Origin of the sequence: Salinibacterium sp. GXW1014 (assembly GCF_044769865.1) — a bacterium.
In the GTDB taxonomy this organism is placed as follows: domain Bacteria; phylum Actinomycetota; class Actinomycetes; order Actinomycetales; family Microbacteriaceae; genus Homoserinimonas.
Genome location: NZ_JBIZWA010000001.1, coordinates 1,213,920 through 1,230,558, shown reverse-complemented (window position 1 = coordinate 1,230,558; position 16,639 = coordinate 1,213,920). Strand labels below are relative to the sequence as shown.

14 protein-coding genes are annotated in these 16,639 nt (G+C 64.7%); 4 read left to right on the top strand and 10 right to left on the bottom strand.

What is annotated here, in order from left to right:
• The first annotated feature begins 109 nt into the window (after nucleotides 1–109).
• Both ACIQK7_RS06175 and ACIQK7_RS06170 read left to right on the top strand, forming a co-directional pair.
• Nucleotides 110–1,132 carry a cupin domain-containing protein gene (locus ACIQK7_RS06175; RefSeq protein ID WP_403022280.1) on the top strand — a complete coding sequence of 341 codons (1,023 nt, stop codon included), beginning with the start codon at nucleotides 110–112 and terminating at the stop codon, nucleotides 1,130–1,132.
• Nucleotides 1,132–1,986, top strand: coding sequence for a fumarylacetoacetate hydrolase family protein (locus tag ACIQK7_RS06170; RefSeq protein WP_403022278.1), 855 nt, complete (start codon nucleotides 1,132–1,134; stop codon nucleotides 1,984–1,986). Before ACIQK7_RS06175 ends, ACIQK7_RS06170 begins: the two co-directional genes overlap by 1 nt.
• 81 nt (nucleotides 1,987–2,067) lie before the next feature.
• Here the strand turns inward: ACIQK7_RS06170 and ACIQK7_RS06165 are convergent, their stop codons facing one another.
• Together ACIQK7_RS06165 and ACIQK7_RS06160 are read right to left on the bottom strand one after the other, a co-directional pair.
• Entirely contained in the window at nucleotides 2,068–3,639 is a 1,572-nt protein-coding gene (locus tag ACIQK7_RS06165; RefSeq protein ID WP_403022276.1) for a 4-hydroxyphenylacetate 3-hydroxylase family protein, read from the bottom strand.
• Complete coding sequence (locus ACIQK7_RS06160) at nucleotides 3,636–4,130, bottom strand: flavin reductase family protein (protein WP_403022274.1); 495 nt, start codon at nucleotides 4,128–4,130, stop codon at nucleotides 3,636–3,638. Before ACIQK7_RS06160 ends, ACIQK7_RS06165 begins: the two co-directional genes overlap by 4 nt.
• A 171-nt stretch (nucleotides 4,131–4,301) precedes the next feature.
• On the opposite strand from ACIQK7_RS06160, the gene ACIQK7_RS06155 reads away from it, so the two are divergent.
• The gene (locus tag ACIQK7_RS06155; protein ID WP_403022272.1) at nucleotides 4,302–5,618 is read left to right on the top strand and encodes a PucR family transcriptional regulator; all 1,317 of its coding nucleotides are present in this window, start codon (nucleotides 4,302–4,304) and stop codon (nucleotides 5,616–5,618) included.
• Here ACIQK7_RS06155 and ACIQK7_RS06150 read toward each other — a convergent pair.
• From ACIQK7_RS06150 to ACIQK7_RS06140, 3 genes are all read right to left on the bottom strand, one after another.
• On the bottom strand, nucleotides 5,615–7,147 hold the full coding sequence (locus tag ACIQK7_RS06150; protein WP_403022270.1) for an FAD-binding oxidoreductase: 1,533 nt from the start codon (nucleotides 7,145–7,147) through the stop codon (nucleotides 5,615–5,617). The genes ACIQK7_RS06155 and ACIQK7_RS06150 overlap by 4 nt on opposite strands.
• 29 nt (nucleotides 7,148–7,176) lie before the next feature.
• Entirely contained in the window at nucleotides 7,177–8,631 is a 1,455-nt protein-coding gene (locus ACIQK7_RS06145; RefSeq protein WP_403022268.1) for a benzaldehyde dehydrogenase, read from the bottom strand.
• A 70-nt stretch (nucleotides 8,632–8,701) separates the two neighbouring features.
• Nucleotides 8,702–10,147: a carotenoid oxygenase family protein gene (locus tag ACIQK7_RS06140; RefSeq protein ID WP_403022266.1), complete on the bottom strand. Its 1,446-nt coding sequence runs from the start codon at nucleotides 10,145–10,147 to the stop codon at nucleotides 8,702–8,704.
• 335 nt (nucleotides 10,148–10,482) lie between these two features.
• Here ACIQK7_RS06140 and ACIQK7_RS06135 point away from each other — a divergent pair, with 335 nt between their 5' ends.
• A complete protein-coding gene (locus ACIQK7_RS06135) occupies nucleotides 10,483–11,247 on the top strand; it encodes an IclR family transcriptional regulator (protein ID WP_403022264.1) in 765 nt (254 codons plus the stop codon).
• A 15-nt stretch (nucleotides 11,248–11,262) separates the two neighbouring features.
• Here the strand turns inward: ACIQK7_RS06135 and ACIQK7_RS06130 are convergent, their stop codons facing one another.
• The 5 genes from ACIQK7_RS06130 to ACIQK7_RS06110 form a co-directional block, all read right to left on the bottom strand.
• The gene (locus ACIQK7_RS06130; protein ID WP_403022262.1) at nucleotides 11,263–12,075 is read right to left on the bottom strand and encodes an ABC transporter ATP-binding protein; all 813 of its coding nucleotides are present in this window, start codon (nucleotides 12,073–12,075) and stop codon (nucleotides 11,263–11,265) included.
• Between the two features lie 6 nt (nucleotides 12,076–12,081).
• A complete protein-coding gene (locus ACIQK7_RS06125) occupies nucleotides 12,082–12,921 on the bottom strand; it encodes an ABC transporter permease (RefSeq protein ID WP_403022260.1) in 840 nt (279 codons plus the stop codon).
• 40 nt (nucleotides 12,922–12,961) lie between these two features.
• A complete protein-coding gene (locus ACIQK7_RS06120; RefSeq protein ID WP_403022259.1) occupies nucleotides 12,962–13,687 on the bottom strand; it encodes an ABC transporter permease in 726 nt (241 codons plus the stop codon).
• A gap of 134 nt (nucleotides 13,688–13,821) precedes the next feature.
• Nucleotides 13,822–14,814 (bottom strand): ABC transporter substrate-binding protein, encoded by a 993-nt coding sequence (locus tag ACIQK7_RS06115; RefSeq protein WP_403022258.1) that lies wholly within the window; start codon nucleotides 14,812–14,814, stop codon nucleotides 13,822–13,824.
• 200 nt (nucleotides 14,815–15,014) lie between these two features.
• A complete protein-coding gene (locus ACIQK7_RS06110; protein WP_403022256.1) occupies nucleotides 15,015–16,604 on the bottom strand; it encodes an FAD-binding oxidoreductase in 1,590 nt (529 codons plus the stop codon).
• Nucleotides 16,605–16,639: the final 35 nt, after the last annotated feature.

Below are 16,639 nucleotides of genomic sequence, written 5' to 3'. Positions count from 1 at the left end.
GGACAGGCAACCGAAATGCTAGCCGATCACTGGCCCCTTGACGATTGGCAGCCCAGTCAAGGTATTCTAGAAGAAGGAATACAAGTCTGCATTACAGAATGGAGCGGATATGGCCGACACAACTGCGGATGAGGCCTTCTACGCCGAACTCGCCGAGAACCACTACTCGCCCCTGTGGCAGCTCATGGGAGGCATCGGCTCGGAGGCGAAGACCAACCTCGTGCCGCACATCTGGCGCTACGAGCAGGCCCGCGCCCTCATGATGAAAGCTGGCGACGTCGTGCCGCTTGAGCACGCCCTTCGTCGCGTGCTCGGCTTCCGCAACCCCGGCAGCCTGCCCAGCCAGCGCACCGGCGCGACCGACTCGCTCTGGGCCGCGCTGCAGCTCGTGCTCCCCGGCGAGGTCGCACCGCCCCACCGCCACACCCCCTCGGCCCTCCGCTTCATTGTCGAGGGCGACGGCGCCTACACGACCGTCAACGGCCAGCGGGTGCCCATGGAGGTCGGCGACTTCCTCCTCACCCCGTCGCTGCACTGGCACGAGCACGGCCACGAGGGTGACGGCCCCATGATCTGGCTCGACGGCCTCGACTCGCCGCTCATCAGCCGCCTCAACCAGTACATCATCGACGAGGCCGGCGACCCCACCGAGCCCGACAAGGCCATGCCTGCGGCATACCTGCAGGGGATGCTCGGCAAGACCTACGGGGAGCCCCACGCGCTCACGCAGCCGCTCGTCTACAAGCTCGCCGACGCCCTCGAGGCACTCGAGTACCTGCGCGACGGCGAGGGTGACCCCTACGACGACATCATCGTCGAGTACAAGAACCCCACGACCGGCGGCCCCGTCATGACGACGATCTCGGCCTACCTGCAGCTCGTGCGCCCCGGCGTCGACACCAAGTCGCACCGCCACACGCACAGCACCGTCTACCACGTGGTCAGCGGCAGCGGCTACTCGATCGTCGACGGCCAGAAGATCGAATGGACCAAGGGCGACACCCTGGCCATCCCGCTCTGGTACGAGCACTCACACCACAACAACACGTCGGAGGACGCCATCCTGTTCTCCTACACCGACCGCCCGGCGATCACCGCCCTGGGCCTCTGGCGCGAACGAGGAGACGCCTGATGCGCATCTGCATTTTCAACGACAACCAGCTTGGGGTCCTCGCTGAGGACAAGACGATCGTCGACCTGAGCGACCTCGTCTCGGAGCACGTACCCACGCACGACCGCATGAACGCGCTCATCTCGAAGTGGGATGACGTGCGCAGCACCGTCGCGGAGCGCGCTGCGGCCGGCGGCGGCATTGCAGAAGCGGATGCCACGCTGCGCGCCCCGCAGCCCCGCCCCGTCAACCTCTTCGCGGCGCCGGTGAACTACCACAAGCACCAGCAGGAGATGGGTGGCGAGGGCGGCGTCTACAAGGACCGCCAGATCCTCACCGCCGAGGTGCGCAAGGGCTTCCTCAAGGCGGTCACCTCGATCGTCGGCCCCGACGCATCCATCGAGCTGCCCTGGGAGGACCGCCGCTTCGACCACGAGGCCGAGATCGGTGTCATCATCGGCAAGACCGCGAGCCGCGTCTCCGCCGAGGACGCCCTCGACTATGTCTTCGGCTACACGCCGCTGCTCGACATCACGCTGCGCGGCGAGGAGGACCGCTCCTACCGCAAGTCCTTCGACACGTTCACGCCGATCGGCCCGTACATCGTGACGGCCGACGAGGTTGCGAACCCCGAGGCGCTCGACTTCTGGCTCACGGTCAACGGCGAGGAGCGCCAGCGCTCCAACACCTCGTACCTCATCTATGGCATCGCCAAGCTGATCGAGGTCTACTCCGAGGTCATGACGCTGCAGCCCGGCGACATCATCGCCACCGGCACCCCTGAGGGCGTTGGTCAGATCGTCCCCGGCGACACCGTCGTGCTGACGATCCCCGAGGTCGGCGAGCTGACCATGCCGGTGATCGCGCGCCCGTAGGCCTCATACGAAGACAACGAGGTGGGCCCCTGCATCAGCAGGGGCCCACCTTTCTTATTGGCCGGATGACCAGTCTTCGGGTCAGTTCTGAATGGTGCGAACGTCGTCGGGGGCGATCAAGTCGGGCGCCGTCCATCCGTCGATGTCGTAGTCCTCGTGGAAGCGATCCACGAGACCTTCCATCCTGGCCATCGTCCCGTCGGTCATCGCGCCACCGAAACTGGCAAGGTGGTGCGCTTGCGGCTGGCCGAAGTAGTTGAGCTCGTAGAGGTCGTGTCGACCACCGAACTCGCTGCCGACAGCATCCCAGAGCGTCTTCATGATCCGCGAACGGTCCATCGCGGTCGTTCCGTTGGACCCGCGCATGAAGCGGTCGATCAGCGGTCTGATCTCGGGCGTCGAGAAGTCAGTCGCGTGGGAGTTCAGGTAGATGAGACCGGAAGAGACCACCGTCTGGGCGACTTCACGCATCCGCCGGTAGATGCCGGGGGCATGGGCGGCGTAGGCCCGCGTGTACTTCTGGTTCGGTTCAATCGCCCCGCCTGGGCCGGGCTCGGCACCCTCGATCATGCCGTCGCGCAGACCCACGAGCATGTTGCGCGCCGCAATCAGCTCACCGATCTGGGCCTGGACGGCCTTCGGGTCCCGCATGCCCGTGACATGCACCGCCTTCTGAATCGCGCCGATGACGAACTCGAGCTTCGTCGTGAAGCGCACCGATGACTGCAGAATTGCCCGCGCTGTCCATCGCGTCGCCGCACCGAACTCCTGCACCTTGTCGACACCGTAGACCAGCACGTTCTCCCAGGGGATCAGGGCGTTGTCGAAGATCAGGATCGCGTCGTTCTCGTCGAGACGGCTCGAAAGCGGGTAGTCGAACGGGCTCGAAGCCGTTGCGGCCGCCTGCTCGTAGGACGCACGGGCGAGGTACTTGATGCCCTTGCCAGCAGACGGCGCGATGAAGGTCAGGGCGAAGGCCTTGTCCTGCACGGGAGCCATGAAGTGGCTCACGAAGATGTTCTGGGTGAGCGGCGACCCGGTGGCGACCACCTTCGCCCCGCTGACGATCAGCCCAGCGTCAGTCTCACGCTCCACGTGCACAAACACGTCGCGGGTGTCCTCTACCGGGAGGCCCCTGTCGACCGGCGGGTTCGCAATGGCGTGGGCCATGTGCAGCACCTTCTCCTGCGCTTCCTTGTACCAGAAGCGGGCATTCGGCTCGTATTCGCCGTACCACTCGGGGATCGCGCCGAGCGAGGTGAGCATGGCGGCCTTGTAATCGGGAGAACGCCCGATCCAACCGAAGCCGATGTCCTGCCAGGTCTGGATGGCCTCAACGCAGTCCCGAAGGTCCTGCTTGCTGCGCGCAACCTTGAAGAACGGATGCGTCTGCCCTCCGCTGCCCGTGTCGGTGGGGCGGAGCATGGAGCCCGCCGTCTCGGGCTTGTGGAAAGCATCGTACAGTCGCGCCATCGACCGCGCACCGTTGCGGAACGCGGGATGTGTGGTGACGTCGTCGACACGCTCCCCGTAGATCCATACCTCGCGCCCGTCGCGGAGGCTCTCGAGGTACTCGTCGCCGGTCTGCGGAAGGAGGCGGCCTGTGCCCTCAGGCACCGCTTGGGCGGGCGCGGACTGATCGATCGTGGTCATCGTGCAAACTCCTCGTCGTGAATGGGTGAGAACAACCGCCCCGAGGCAAAGACCAGGGGAAGCACTTCAGGCGTCTGGTCGAAGGTCTCGACCTCGCCCAGGAACAAGGTGTGGTCGCCCGCGGGAACGCGGTCGACGATTCGGCACCCGATCCGAGCGATGGCACCGGGCACGAACGCGTGGCCGTTGTGCATATCGAACGGAGGGTCAGTGTTCTTCTCGCGGCTCGCGAAGTGCGAGGCGATATCCTTCTGGTCGTGTCGCAGCACGCTTACGGCGTACATGTCGTTCGCCATCAGACGCTCGTACGTGCGGGCGTTGTGGCCGATCGACACCAAGACCAAGGCTGGATCGAGCGAGACCGACATGAAGCCGTTCGCGGTCATTCCCGCTGGCCGGCCATCCACAGCGGGCGTCGAAATCACGGTGACACCGGTGGGAAAACGCCCGCAGGCATCCCTGAACGCGCGCGTATCAAATGCAGCGTCCAAGCGGGGAGGTTGGGCAGTCATAGTCGCAGTCATGCGGGAGTCTCTCTGCTCGAATTCACACCGTGCGCCATCGCGAGGTGCCTTCCAAGCCTAGGAATGGCTGGGCCCGGAGTCATGATGAACGCTAGACAGACTCGCGCCGCCCCATTGGGCATAATGCATAATTGGGGCATGCCTGACGACTTCACGGATGCCCTGGATCTCGTCGCCGACCCCGGGGCCCCTGTGCGGGTCTTCCAGATCGAAGAAGTCGACACAGCGCGCGCCGCTCACGGCGAGCGCCTCGTGAATTGGGCACTCGCAGTTGGGGAGGCCGCACGCGAGGTGGTGCAGAAGGAGATGTCTCCCTCGCGCTTCGACGTGTTCGGCGCACCCACCTCCGCGGCGATCGAATCCATATCCCTCGACATCCTTGGAGTGCTGAGCGGGGCCATCCCGAACCCAGCGAGCATCCGTATGTCAGATGGGCAGCGCGAGGTGGTCCTGGCTGCGGCACGAGACGGCGTGTCGATCGAGCCAGTGACGCGTGGGCTTCGGCATCTCGAGACCGCCTGGCGGCGCGCGGCCATCGAACTGGTCATCCCGAACTTTCAGGACGGTGTCGGTATCTCGCTGCTCAGCGCAATGAGCGACCGGATCTCCGCCGCCTTTGCGACCGTGATCGATGAGAACACTCGCCGCTATCACGAGTCCTCCTCCCGCATGCTCGAGATGCGGATGATGGACCAACGCCGGATGCTCGACCGCATCATCTCCGGAGACGTCACCTCTCCCGCTGAAGCGGGCCAGGTTCTCGACTTGGATCTGTCGCAAACACATCTCTGCGTGGTGCTCTCGGCTCGGGCCTCACATGAGGGTGCGGTGTCACCCAGCGACTTCTCCACGTTTCGCCGGGCTTGCGAGAAGGCGCTCGGCGGGTACCAGGCCGCATTCGTCCCTCAGGAGGGCACGTCGGCGTGGATTCTGGTGAGCGCCCCTACCCTGTCGGTCCACGCCGTCGTGAGCACGCTCACGCCAGTTGCGGAGCACACCCCTTGGCTCATCATGAGTATCGGCGTTGCGCGCCGCGACCTGGCGGGAATACGAGCAGCCCACACCTCGGCGCAGGCGCTTCACATGGCGAGGCGCTCCTCGAACGTGGCAGCCCCAGTCTCCACGTTCGCCGATGAAGGGCATCTCGCGCTGCTGTCGGCCCGAGCCGAGCTGGCACACCTGCTCGTCGAAGACGAACTGGATGGACTCCTTGGCGACGACTCAATGAGCGAGGAGTTGCGGCACACGCTCGAGGTGCTGCTGCGAAACCTGGGCAACATTCGCCGCGCGGCGGAAGAACTCTACGTGCACCGCAACACGGTCGCGTATCGGCTCGAGAAGATGGCCGCCGCGATGGGGCGGGACCCGCTGGGGCGCCCCTTGACGACTCACATGGCCCTGCAGCTGGCGAAGACTCACCTCGCCGCGACCCGGGCCACGCTCGATGCTTCCTAGGTGGCGGCGGGCCAGATTCCGTGACTCCCCGGGGAGAGGATGCCATCGGGGTCGAGTGCGTTCTTGATGCTCGAGTAGGTGCGGGAGAGCGCGTGGTCTCCAAAATCGAAGTTCTGCGCCACGTCGTCCGCAAGGGAGATATGCGCGCGGTACTCGGTCCAGCCCCACTCCGCGGCCAGGTCACACATCTTGCGAACTGCGGCGTGCGCGCGAGCGACCTGCTCCGCCGAGGTCTTGTCGAACAGCACCATGCATGCGCCGACCATGCTGCGCGGATTCACGATCCACGCGAACATCCCCGCGAGCCCGAATTCCTCGAGCACGCGCGTCACCATCTGCTCGTGACGCGCGGCTGCTGCGCCCTCGAACGGGATCACTGGCGCGAAGTCGATGTGACCGGTGTCATCGCCGTAGAAAGCCTCCTTGATGAGGTCGAGCAAGACCATCGTCGGGATGCCGGCAGGGACTCGGTCGCGAGGGTGGACGTCGTCAACGCTGGCATCGCCCGCATACGTGCGGAGCTCGAGTCGAGCGCCCGGGACCTTCGCAACCTGCTCCTCGATGACAGCACGCTGGGCTGCGACGACCGCCGCGCGACCGTACATGGACACTCGCGCGTTCCACCGTCCCGGTCGCATGATCGACCTGAGCTTGCGAGCCCGGTCCGCAGCTTCACCCTCTGCCGAGTCATCGACCATGCGGGTCGCCGACAACAGCGGCAGTCCCTGCACGGTCTTGTCGCGCACGAGGGGGCGAAGCAGGTCGATCAGCGGGAGGATGTCATCTTCCCCCTCGCACACAATGCTTCCGGTCACGATCACCTCGGGGCGAGGCGTCAGCCACAGCCCCATCTTCGTGACGATGCCGAAGTTTGACTGCATGAAGAGACTGTCGAGCGATGGACCAAATGCACGCTTGTGCGCCTGCCACAGTGTGCTGCGCGAATTCGCGCCCTGCCCGGTGCGCAGGACCTCGCCGTTCGCGAGCACGACCTCCATGCCGCAGACAGCATCCGCATGGATCCCATGCTCGTGATAGCCGAACCCGTGCTGGAGGGCGTTTCCCACTACGCTGCCCCAGCCGAGATCGGGCACAGACATTGCTAGGGCCACGTCTCGTCGCTGGAGTTCCTCGTAGAGCTCGAAGAAGGTCACCCCGGGTTCAAGCAACACATAGCCGACCTCCTCGTTGATCTCGAGGATGCGATTGAGCCGGCGCAGGCTTACGACGACCGAGCCTCCAACGATGGGCGCAGACCCGCCGTATCCGAAGTTGCGGCCCATCGATGACGTCCACAGCTGTACGCCGCACTCACGCGCGATTCGAACGACATCCTGAACCTCCTCGACCGATCCGGGCTGCACGACGAAGGACGGCTGGTGCTCGGTAGCCCCTGGCCCTTCGAAGGGGTCGCGGAATTCGTCAACCCTGGCCGAGTCGAGAAGCACTGCCTCCTCGCCGAGCGCCTCGGTGAACCGTGCGATGGCAGCGGCCAGTCCCGGTGTCGTCTCTTCAACAGTGTTCGTCATGGCGTCTCCTGCAAGCCTCGCAGCACCCGTCAGAACGGGTAGGGTGCGATGTCTGAGCGCAGGGTCAGCCACTGCGTCTCGGTAAACGCCTCGATGTTGGCCTGCGCCCCACCGAAGCGTGAGCCCGTGCCTGACGCACCGATACCGCCAAAGGGGGCGGTCGATTCATCTGAGACGGTCTGCTCATTAATGTGAACGATTCCGCTCGGGATGGCGTCGGCCACCTGCATCGCCATGCCGACGTCGCCCAGGATGCCCAGCGACAGTCCGAACTCGGTGTCGCGAGCGATCTCGATCGCCTCCTCGATGGTCGAGAACGACATGACGGGGGCGACCGGGCCGAAGATCTCCTCGGACCATGCCCGGTGATCGCGGGTAACGTTCGACAGCACGGTGGGCTTGTAGAAGAGACCGTCGTGGGTGCCACCCGCCTCGAGACGAGCCCCCGCCTCGACCGAGTCCGTCACGATCGCGTGGATGCGTTCAACCTGGCCGCTGTCAATGATCGGGCCCAGCGCCACCTGGCCGCTGGCAGGATCACCAACCGGCAGATGCTCCGCCTTTTCCTTGAGGGCCGCCACGTACTCATCGTGCAGGCTCTCGTGCACGAGGTGACGACCTGAGGTCATGCAGATCTGACCCTGGTGCATGAACGAACCGAAGGCGCCCGCTGACGCTGCCTTCGCAAGGTCAGCGCCCGGCAGGACGATGAGGGCATTGTTTCCGCCCAACTCAAGGTGCGCCCGCTTGAGGTGACGCGCCGCCGCCTCACCGACCTTGCGTCCTGCCGGGGTGGAACCCGTAAAGGAGATGATCCGCACCTCGGGCGCGGCGACGACCGCTTCACCCACGTCGACCCCTCCCGTGAGCACCTGCAGCAGGCCAGCAGGCAACCCGGCTTCTTCGAAGATCCGTGCCAGGGCGATGCCACCGGAGACATTCGTGCGGGGGTCCGGCTTGAGCAGCACCGCGTTGCCAAGGGCGAGCGCGGGAGCGACCGAGCGAATCGACAGGATGAGGGGAAAGTTGAACGGTGCGATGACACTGACGACACCGGCAGGCACGCGGCGCGAAACGCTCCAGCGGTCTTCGTTGGTAGAGAGCACCTCACCGCGCGGATGATTCGGTAGTGCCGCCGCGTCAAAGCACTCAGCAGCGGCGATGTGGGTCTCGAGCTGCGCCTTCGGCAGGATGGCACCGGACTCACGGATGATCCACTGCTCGATCTCTGAGGCGTGCTCCTCCCAGAGCGCTCCCGCGCGACGCAGGACCGCCGCGCGCTCTTCGGGACGCTTCGCCGCCCACTCGCGCTGGGCGGCCGCTGCGCGCCGTGCTGCGGCGAGCACGTCGTCGGGGGTCGCCTTCCCGACGCGGCCAAGGACCCGTCCCGTGGCCGGCTCGACTACATCAATGCTGGCGTCTGAGTCGATCCATTCGCCGACAAAGAGCTTTCCGTCCCAAATGCTGGAGTCCAGTAGTGCCATGTGTTCTTCTCCGTGAGGTCGTAGTGGTTGAGAGGTGTTCCGCAGGTGCCCGTCGTTGGGCGCAGGTGACTCAGTCGGTTCGCTGGGCGAGCTCTTCAGCCGAAACCCAGTTGCCGTGAAGTCCCTTCGGAACCCGAAGCGGCATGCGGAGGGTGCAGACGGGCTCCTTGTCGATGTTCTGCGCGTCGAGCACCACGAGGTCGCTGTGCATGGCATCGCGACGCGACACCAGCACAAACACGTAGCCGTGTCCCTCCGGCGCATTCGCGCTGCCCGGCACGAACACCGGCTCGCCGACGGTCGAGCCGTCCCCCGGGTAGTAGAGCTTCTGCTCACCAGTCGCATAGTCGATGGTTGAGATCCAGCGGAAGCCATGCCCCTGCACCTCAATGCCGGGCACCGCGCTCACCGCCATGGCTCCCCAGGTGTGCTTCATGGTCTCGAAGCGGTCATCCATGCGGGGGAACTCGACGCCAAGCTTCGAGATCTGCGACTCAGTGAACCCGTCCGCGCCGTCGTGGAGGTCGATCGTCCATCTCGTGAGGGTGGTTTGCCCCTTGACAGGGTCGTGGGGCGACCCGTCCATATTGGGGAACCAGGGGAAGTACTTGCTCTCTGACACGGGACTGTCGATGTAGATGTAGCGTCCGTCATCGAAGGCACCGAGGATGTGGCTCGAGAAGCGTGACCGGCCCCGGAACCATCGGATGCCCGCGCCGTCTCCCTTCCGCGGGATCACACCGAGGTAGACGTCTTCGCTCGCATCCCATTGGAAGGCCGACTTGCCTTCCTCGATCCATTCCCGCTCACTCCGGAGGGGGATGATCGGAAAGATGACGTAGTTCTGGGTCACGGCAAAGTCGTGCACCATCGCTGAGTAGGGAGCCTTGAACCAGGTTTCATGGATGATCTGGCCGGTGCTGTCGGCCTCGTAGTAGGCGATGTCCCGCGTCGTGTCACCCTTTGCTGCGTAGCCGAAGAAGACCATCTCGCCGGTGAGCGGATCGACCTTCGGATGCGCCGTCGACGACTTGGATGTCAGCGAGCCCTCGAAGTCGTACACACCGAGCGTGTCGAGCGTGTCAGGGTCGAGGATGATGGGCGGCGAGTCCTCTTTGGCCGCATACAGCTTGCCACCGTGGAAGAAGAGGTTGGTGTTGGCGTTCCCGCGCAGCATCCCCTCGACCATCGCGTCGTCGTCGAACTGATTGCGGTACTTGCCGAACAGCGAGCGACCGGCCGCGCGCTCGGCCTGGAACCGAGGCGTGCGAATGAATCGGCTCTTGTAGGTCACCTTGCCGTCGTGGAAGCGAAACGCCAGGGCCATGCCGTCGTCGTTGAAGTAGCCGAGGTCGTTCTCGACGAACGACGGGAACTGGCGGTCGCTCACGACCTTGTAGTACGTGCCGTCCAAATGCGCCGGGATGGCACCCTGCACGCACTCGAGCCCGTCGATGTCAGCTTCGACGCGAACGGGCCTGTCGAAGGGATGCGCGGGCTCAGCGAAGCGAATCATCGGGTAAGGCGACGGCGTCGGGATAGGCGCCTTCGGCGTTGTTCGTACCCAGGCCAGCTGCTCCGCCCTGGCGTCTTCCGAGGGGTCGTTTTGATGGGACATAGGTTCTCCGTCAGTCGTCAATCTCACTGCCTTGGTTGAAACAACCGAGCAGTCTCGAGACCAGCCACGCCCCGATATCCGGCGGCAGCTTTGGCCCGAATAAGGCACACTCAATCAGCCCGAGGGGCCGCCACCTAAGAATCAGAAGATCATTCCACTCTGCGGAAACGGTAGACTGGAACCGGCTTCAGGGCCTTGATCTGACTGCCCCCTGCGAAAGAGAGGAGGCCAGTGTGAGTTCGGCAGAGAACGCACTTCTCGTCATCCAGCTCATGAGTCAGCGCGGCCAGCTCACGGTGCGCGAGGTGGCGAACGAGCTCGCAGTGGCGGACTCGACGGCCCACCGTCTTCTCGCTGCATGCCGTCGACTGGGCTTCGTGCGGCAGGAGGCCGTGGGCGGGGCCTATTTCGCCGGACCTGCCCTCCACGAGATGGCGCTGGCAGCCAGCGGCGCGCCACGACTCCGGGAGGCAAGCGGAGAACTCGCGCAGCAGGCAGCGCGCGACCTCGGCGAGACCGTGTCGATCGCCATCCTCGAGGGACGCCAGTGCCGCTTCGTCGAGTCCTTCGAAGGTAACCGCGCCATCCGGGTGTCGTCGCTTCTCGGCCAAGTCCAGCCCGCCCACGCGTGCAGCGCGGGCCGCGCGATCCTGGCTCGCCTCAGCTCAGAGGATGTTTCGCGCCGATTTCCGACGCGCTCTCTCGAGAAGCGAACGGCTCGCACGATCTCCGACTGGGTGGCCTTCACGGCCGAACTCGACCGCACGCGCAAGCGCGGCTGGGCCGTTGAGTTCGGCGAATTGGAGGTCGGCATCGCGAGCGTGAGCCATGTGCTCACCGATTCGACGGGTCAGCCGAAGGCGGCACTGTCGGTATCGGTGCCGATGTCCCGTCTCACCACGGCGAAAGACGCCATCCCTCTCGCACATGCTTTGGGGGGTGTGGCTGCAGAAGTGCAGAGCAGGCTCCGCGCCCTCATCACCTCACCGCAGGGATGAGGGCACCGGCGATCCTCACGCCCGCAGGCGCGTGAGGATTCGGCCACGAGCCTCTGCGAAGCGCGGGTCAGCGCGCGTCTCCACCTGGTCGCGATGGCTGCCAAAACCCGTCTCGATCTGATCGACGACGTGGGCTGGCTTGTCTGCAATCACGACCACGCGGTCGGCGAGATACAGCGCTTCGTCGATGTCGTGGGTGACCAGGATGATCGTCACGCCGAGGTTCACGTGCAGGTCCACCACGAGATCTTCGAGGTCGAGTCGCGTCTGGGCATCGACCGAAGCGAAGGGCTCATCCATGAGGAGGATCTTGGAGTCGTAGGCGAGTGCGCGGGCGATCGCGACTCGCTGCTGCATGCCGCCCGACATTTCCCACGCGTACAGGTGACCCCTTCCGGCCAGACCCACCGCTGCGAGGTTCTTCTCGGCAATGGCGAGGCGCTCAGCCTTCTTCATTCCCTTTCCTTGGAGCGGAAACGCGACGTTGTCGAGGGTCGTCATCCAGGGCAGCAGCGAGCGGCTGTAGTCCTGAAATACAACGCCCACCTCCGGGTGCGGCTCGGCCAATGGCGCACCGTCGATGAAGACGCCGCCCTCGGTGGGCGGAACCAGGCCGCTCAAGCTTCGAAGGAGCGTCGTCTTGCCGACGCCGGATGGGCCAACAATGGCCACGAACTCGCCCGGGGGCACCTCGAGATCCAGATTCCTGATGATCCAGTTCTCCTGCGCCCCGGTGCCGTAACTCTTACCAAGACCCTTCACGCTCAGGGTGCGGCCGTCAGGGTGGCTGGGCAGGCTTCGCGCTGCCGCCGTCGCAGTTTCGCTCATGTCCACTTACTTCTTTCTCTGAGTCGTGAGTGACTTCGTCACCGTCGTGAGCGACTTCGTCATCGTCGAGAGTGACTTCGTCTGGGTCGGGTTCATCGAACGGTAGTGCCAGCGCAGCAGGCGCTTCTCCAGCACGTTGAACAGTTCGCTTAACACGTAGCCCAGCACTCCGACGAGGATCGCTCCCGCCCAGGTCTGGGGCAGCTGGAAGACGCTGGATGACCTGAGGATGTAGTAGCCGATGCCCTCCTCCGCCGCGAAGAGCTCACTCACGACCATGACGACCACGGCGATGGGGAGAGCGACGCGCACACCCGCCACGATCTGGGGCAGGGCGGAGGGGATGATCACTTTGCCGAAGTGCAGCAGCGGCGGGATCCGGTAGGCCTGCGACAGCGAGCGGACGGCAGGCTCGACACTCCGGACTCCGTCGATCGAGTTGAGGATGATTGGCCACACGCACGCGAATGCGATGGTCGCAATCTTGGGGGCGGCTCCAATTCCCATCGCGCCGATCACGAGGGGCACGAGTGCCGTCTGGGGCACGGCGCGAAAGAAGTGGATGAGGGGGTCAACGGTCTCGCGAACTCGCGGAAGCTCCCCGAGCAGGACGCCGACGACGACGCCGATCACGATGGCGATTCCGAGCCCTGCAAAGAGGTTGGTGAGACTGACACCGATGTCTCGAAGCAGGGTGCCGGTGGTGAGGTCTGTGACCATCGCCTCCATGATCTTCGAGAGGGGCGGGAAGAAGATGGAGGTGCTGTTTGCCGACAGCACCCACCACAGCGCGACCAGCACGATTGGGAGCCAGATTCGCTCTGCTATTCGGAGCACGATGGTCATTACAGGCCCCTCCTTCCGTGACTCCACTGCGCTATCCGGGTCATGCTTCGCCCCGCCTGTTCCAGCGAAGGAGCCGGCTCTCGGCCCACGCGAGAGCGGATGTCACGGCCCAACCGAAGAGTCCGATGAGCACGAGGTAGGCGACCGCCAGGTCCCAGCGGTTTCCGCCCTGGGCCAGGGTGATGAGCCGTCCGAGTCCCGGTGTCTGGCTGAGTACTTCGACGGCGACCGCGACGAGAAGCGCGATCGCGACCGCAATGCGGAGGCCTGTGGAGATCATCGGGAGGGCTCCAGGGAGCAGCACCCGTTGGAATGCCAGTGCCCGCGGGATCCTGTAGCTCCGGATCATCTCGCGAGAGGCGGATGTCATCTGCTGGGCCCCATACAGCGACTGCACCAGGATGGGCCACACGGCGGCGAGCGACACGACCAGCACCTCCATGCGCCATGACGCACCCATGACGAGGATGAGCACCGGGAGCAGGGCGATGACGGGGAATGAGCGACCGAAGTCGAGCACCAACCGTGAAGCGCGCTCCGCGACCGGGATGCTTCCGAGGAGGAGCCCTACGGGCACGCCGACCGCGCTGGCGATCCCCACGCCCGCGAGGGCGGCGGAGATCGTCTGGAGGAGTGCTTGCCAGAACTCGGGGCGGGCGAAGATGCCAAAGAAGGCGACAGCGACGCTGTCCACGGTTGGGAGCAGCCCCGGAGCTACGCCCGTGACGACCGCCACCTGCCATGCGCCGAGAAGGATTGCGACCAAGATCGCACGCCTGACTCCGACGGCTATTGCGGATGGCCGAGCCGCCAGGCGGCCGGAGTGCTTCCGGCCGCCCGGGGGCGCGTCATGTGGCCTGGTGCTCACTACTGCTCTACTTTCTTCGGGACTGCGCCGGACTAGCGGGTCGGCGTTCCCTCGGCGAGGACGTCTTCAACGCTCAGCGAGTTCTCCACCTGGCCGAAGCGCACCATCGTGTCGATCAGGTACTGGTACCGCTCGACGTACACGGCCGGGTCGCGCTCGACGTACACGCGGTTCTCGAGGAGCTCCGCGGGAATCTCGGTCTGCTCTCCCGTGATGCGACGGGCGTCTTCGTAGTTCTCGTTGTAGAAGTCCGCAGCCTTGCTCATTGCGCTCCGGAAGCGGTCCACCACGTCGGAGCGGGTCTCGACCGTGTTCTCGGTTGCCACCCACACTGTGTTCGGCATGCCGCCACCGTACTCACGCGTCGGTTCCCCGATGACCGTGAAGCCCTGTGCCTTCGCAATGTCGTAGAAGGGCGGGAAGATCAGCGCGGTGTCAACGTGGCCTGCGCCGACAGCCTCGAGCATTCCGGGGAGCGGAGTCACCACGAGCTGCATCGCGTCGAAGGCGACTCCGGCGTCTTCGGCAGCTTCGTAGAGCTGAAGTTCCGCTCCCGTCGCGAGTCCAAGTACCGCAACAGACTTGCCCTTCATGTCTTCCATCGAGGTGATGGGGCTGCCGGGGGCCGAGACGAGGCCCGACGTGCCCGCTTCGGGGTCGATGGACTCGTTGTTGAGCACGACCTTCACCGGAAGACCGTTCGTGACGGCGGTGACTGCCGTCGATCCGCCCACCATGGCGAAGTCGACTTCACCTGAGACCAGTTGGGCCAGGTTCGCCGCCGGGTCGCCGCCGGGTACCAGGGTCACGTCGAGGCCCTCATCCTCGAAGAAGCCCTGCTCCTTCGCCTGGTATGCGTTCTCGAATGCGATCGATGCCAAGACGACTGAGATTTTCGTGGGGCCGTCCGCTGCCTCATTGCCGTCAGCGGCGGCGGTGCAGCCGCTCAGGGCGAGGCTGGCGACTGCGGTGAGCGACACAAGCGTGATCAGCTTGCGACGAGTGTGATTGCGTGAAGAGCGCATAGCTCCCCCTCCAACTTCCTTGTTGTGTGCCATCCAGAGAGGATTGACCACATCGAATCATTTTGGAGTCGCGAAACCTATTCAGCGGAATTAGATTCCGCACTGCGGAAAGTCCCCCGTTGTGTCCTGAGAAATGGGGACAGAGGCCACGAAGCGCTCCCCCCTGCGAAGAGGCTTCGCAAGGGGTGTAGATCGAGCGCCTACGCGCGGTACCGCTCCGGCCAGACACCCTGCTTGCCCGGCGAGAGGATGCCGTTGGGGTCCAGCGCATCCTTGATCCGCTCCTGCGTTCGCCGCAAGGCGTGGTCGTTGAAGTCATACTGCTCGGCGACCAGGTCCATGTAGTCGACGTGCGCCCGATATTCCGAGTAGCCGTAACGCTTTGCCACAGCGGCAAGCTCACGAAACGCCAGGTCGGAACGGCGGCGGTCTTCCTCTGAGTCCTGGTTGAAAATGATCATCACAGTGTGGGCGACGTGGCGCGGGTACACGTGGAAGCCCGCGAAGAAGTCGAGTTCATGCTCGGCAATGATGCGCCTGCTCTCCTGATAGAACTCTCCGACCGCGGCACCAGTCGCGGGGATAATGGGCACGTAACCGATGTGCCCTCCGTTCTCGCCTCGAAACTTCACGCACTGCAGCCCGTAATACCCGGGATGCCCCGCCTGCACATTGCGGTGCTGCTCGGCGATATCACTGGGCACGGTGCCGTCGGCACCCTCAAACATCTCGCCCGTGACCGTGAACTCGGGCAGGTCCCTGAACCGCTCCTTGATGATCTCAAAGCGGCGCAAAATCATCTCGCGGTCGCCGTAGAGCCCAAAGCGGGCATTCCACTCGCCGATGCCGAGGTCGCTCTTGATGGCTTCGATCGCTTCGGGAGGCAACACGCCCTCCCCATCGAACCACCGCGCACGCGGGCTGACGTTGGCAGCCGAACGCACCGGGTTGCCGACGACAGGGTTGTTCTGCAGGATGTCCTTGCGCCGCAGATCAGCTAGCACGTCGATCAGCACCGGCAGCATGCTCTCGTCGTTGGTGATGACACTTCCAGCGAAGAACGCATCAGGACGCGGGAGCAGCCAGATTCCCATCTGCGTGACGATGCCGAGGTTGGACTGGAAGAAGAGGCCATCAAGGCCAGGTCCGTAGCCGCCCTTGAAGATCGGGCCCGCCGGCGAGTCTGTGATGGCGCTCATTCCCGTGCGCACCAGGTCGCCATCGGGCAGCACGACCTCCATTCCGCACTGCTGATTGGAGTGATCCCCCATGGGCGTGTAACCCCATCCGCGGTCAAGCGTGTTGCCCACCACAGACCCCCATCCGAGCGACGGGACTGAGGGCCAAACCTTGAGATTGTTCTCCTGGATGTATTCGGCGAGTGCGAAGAAGGTCACGCCGGGCTCGAGGACGGCGTAACCGAGTTCGTCATTGACCTCGATGATGCGATCCATGCGGTGCAAATCGAGGATGACGGAGTGTGGATCCCGGGCTTCAGGCCCGCCGTATCCGTTGTTCTTTCCACGCGAGATTGTCCACAGCGGTACCCCGGTCTTATTGGCGAGGCGCACGAGCGCACGGACTTCCTCAGTGGTCTTCGGCATCACGCCAGGGAACGGCGTGCGGCCCTGCACGAGCGGGTAGGGGTCACGATAGGCACCCTCCTGGTGTGATCCCACGACGTTGTCGGCGCCGACGATCGCGGCCGCCTCCTCAAGGAACCGCGTTCGCGCCTCGGCGGCGCTGAGCAGTCCGCCATCCGATGGGGTTGCGTGAAGTCCAGGGGACATGACGCTCCTCTTGGTGCGAGTGATGTGGCGTGTGG

Excerpts from the sequence above, each read along its gene's own strand:
- ACIQK7_RS06175 (WP_403022280.1), top strand. The coding sequence starts at position 110 with ATGGCCGACACAACTGCGGATGAGGCCTTCTACGCCGAACTCGCCGAG.
- ACIQK7_RS06170 (WP_403022278.1), top strand. The coding sequence starts at position 1,132 with ATGCGCATCTGCATTTTCAACGACAACCAGCTTGGGGTCCTCGCTGAG.
- ACIQK7_RS06165 (WP_403022276.1), bottom strand. The coding sequence starts at position 3,639 with ATGACCACGATCGATCAGTCCGCGCCCGCCCAAGCGGTGCCTGAGGGC.
- ACIQK7_RS06155 (WP_403022272.1), top strand. The coding sequence starts at position 4,302 with ATGCCTGACGACTTCACGGATGCCCTGGATCTCGTCGCCGACCCCGGG.
- ACIQK7_RS06150 (WP_403022270.1), bottom strand. The coding sequence starts at position 7,147 with ATGACGAACACTGTTGAAGAGACGACACCGGGACTGGCCGCTGCCATC.
- ACIQK7_RS06145 (WP_403022268.1), bottom strand. The coding sequence starts at position 8,631 with ATGGCACTACTGGACTCCAGCATTTGGGACGGAAAGCTCTTTGTCGGC.
- ACIQK7_RS06140 (WP_403022266.1), bottom strand. The coding sequence starts at position 10,147 with ATGATTCGCTTCGCTGAGCCCGCGCATCCCTTCGACAGGCCCGTTCGC.
- ACIQK7_RS06130 (WP_403022262.1), bottom strand. The coding sequence starts at position 12,075 with ATGAGCGAAACTGCGACGGCGGCAGCGCGAAGCCTGCCCAGCCACCCT.
- ACIQK7_RS06125 (WP_403022260.1), bottom strand. The coding sequence starts at position 12,921 with ATGACCATCGTGCTCCGAATAGCAGAGCGAATCTGGCTCCCAATCGTG.
- ACIQK7_RS06115 (WP_403022258.1), bottom strand. The coding sequence starts at position 14,814 with ATGCGCTCTTCACGCAATCACACTCGTCGCAAGCTGATCACGCTTGTG.
- ACIQK7_RS06110 (WP_403022256.1), bottom strand. The coding sequence starts at position 16,604 with ATGTCCCCTGGACTTCACGCAACCCCATCGGATGGCGGACTGCTCAGC.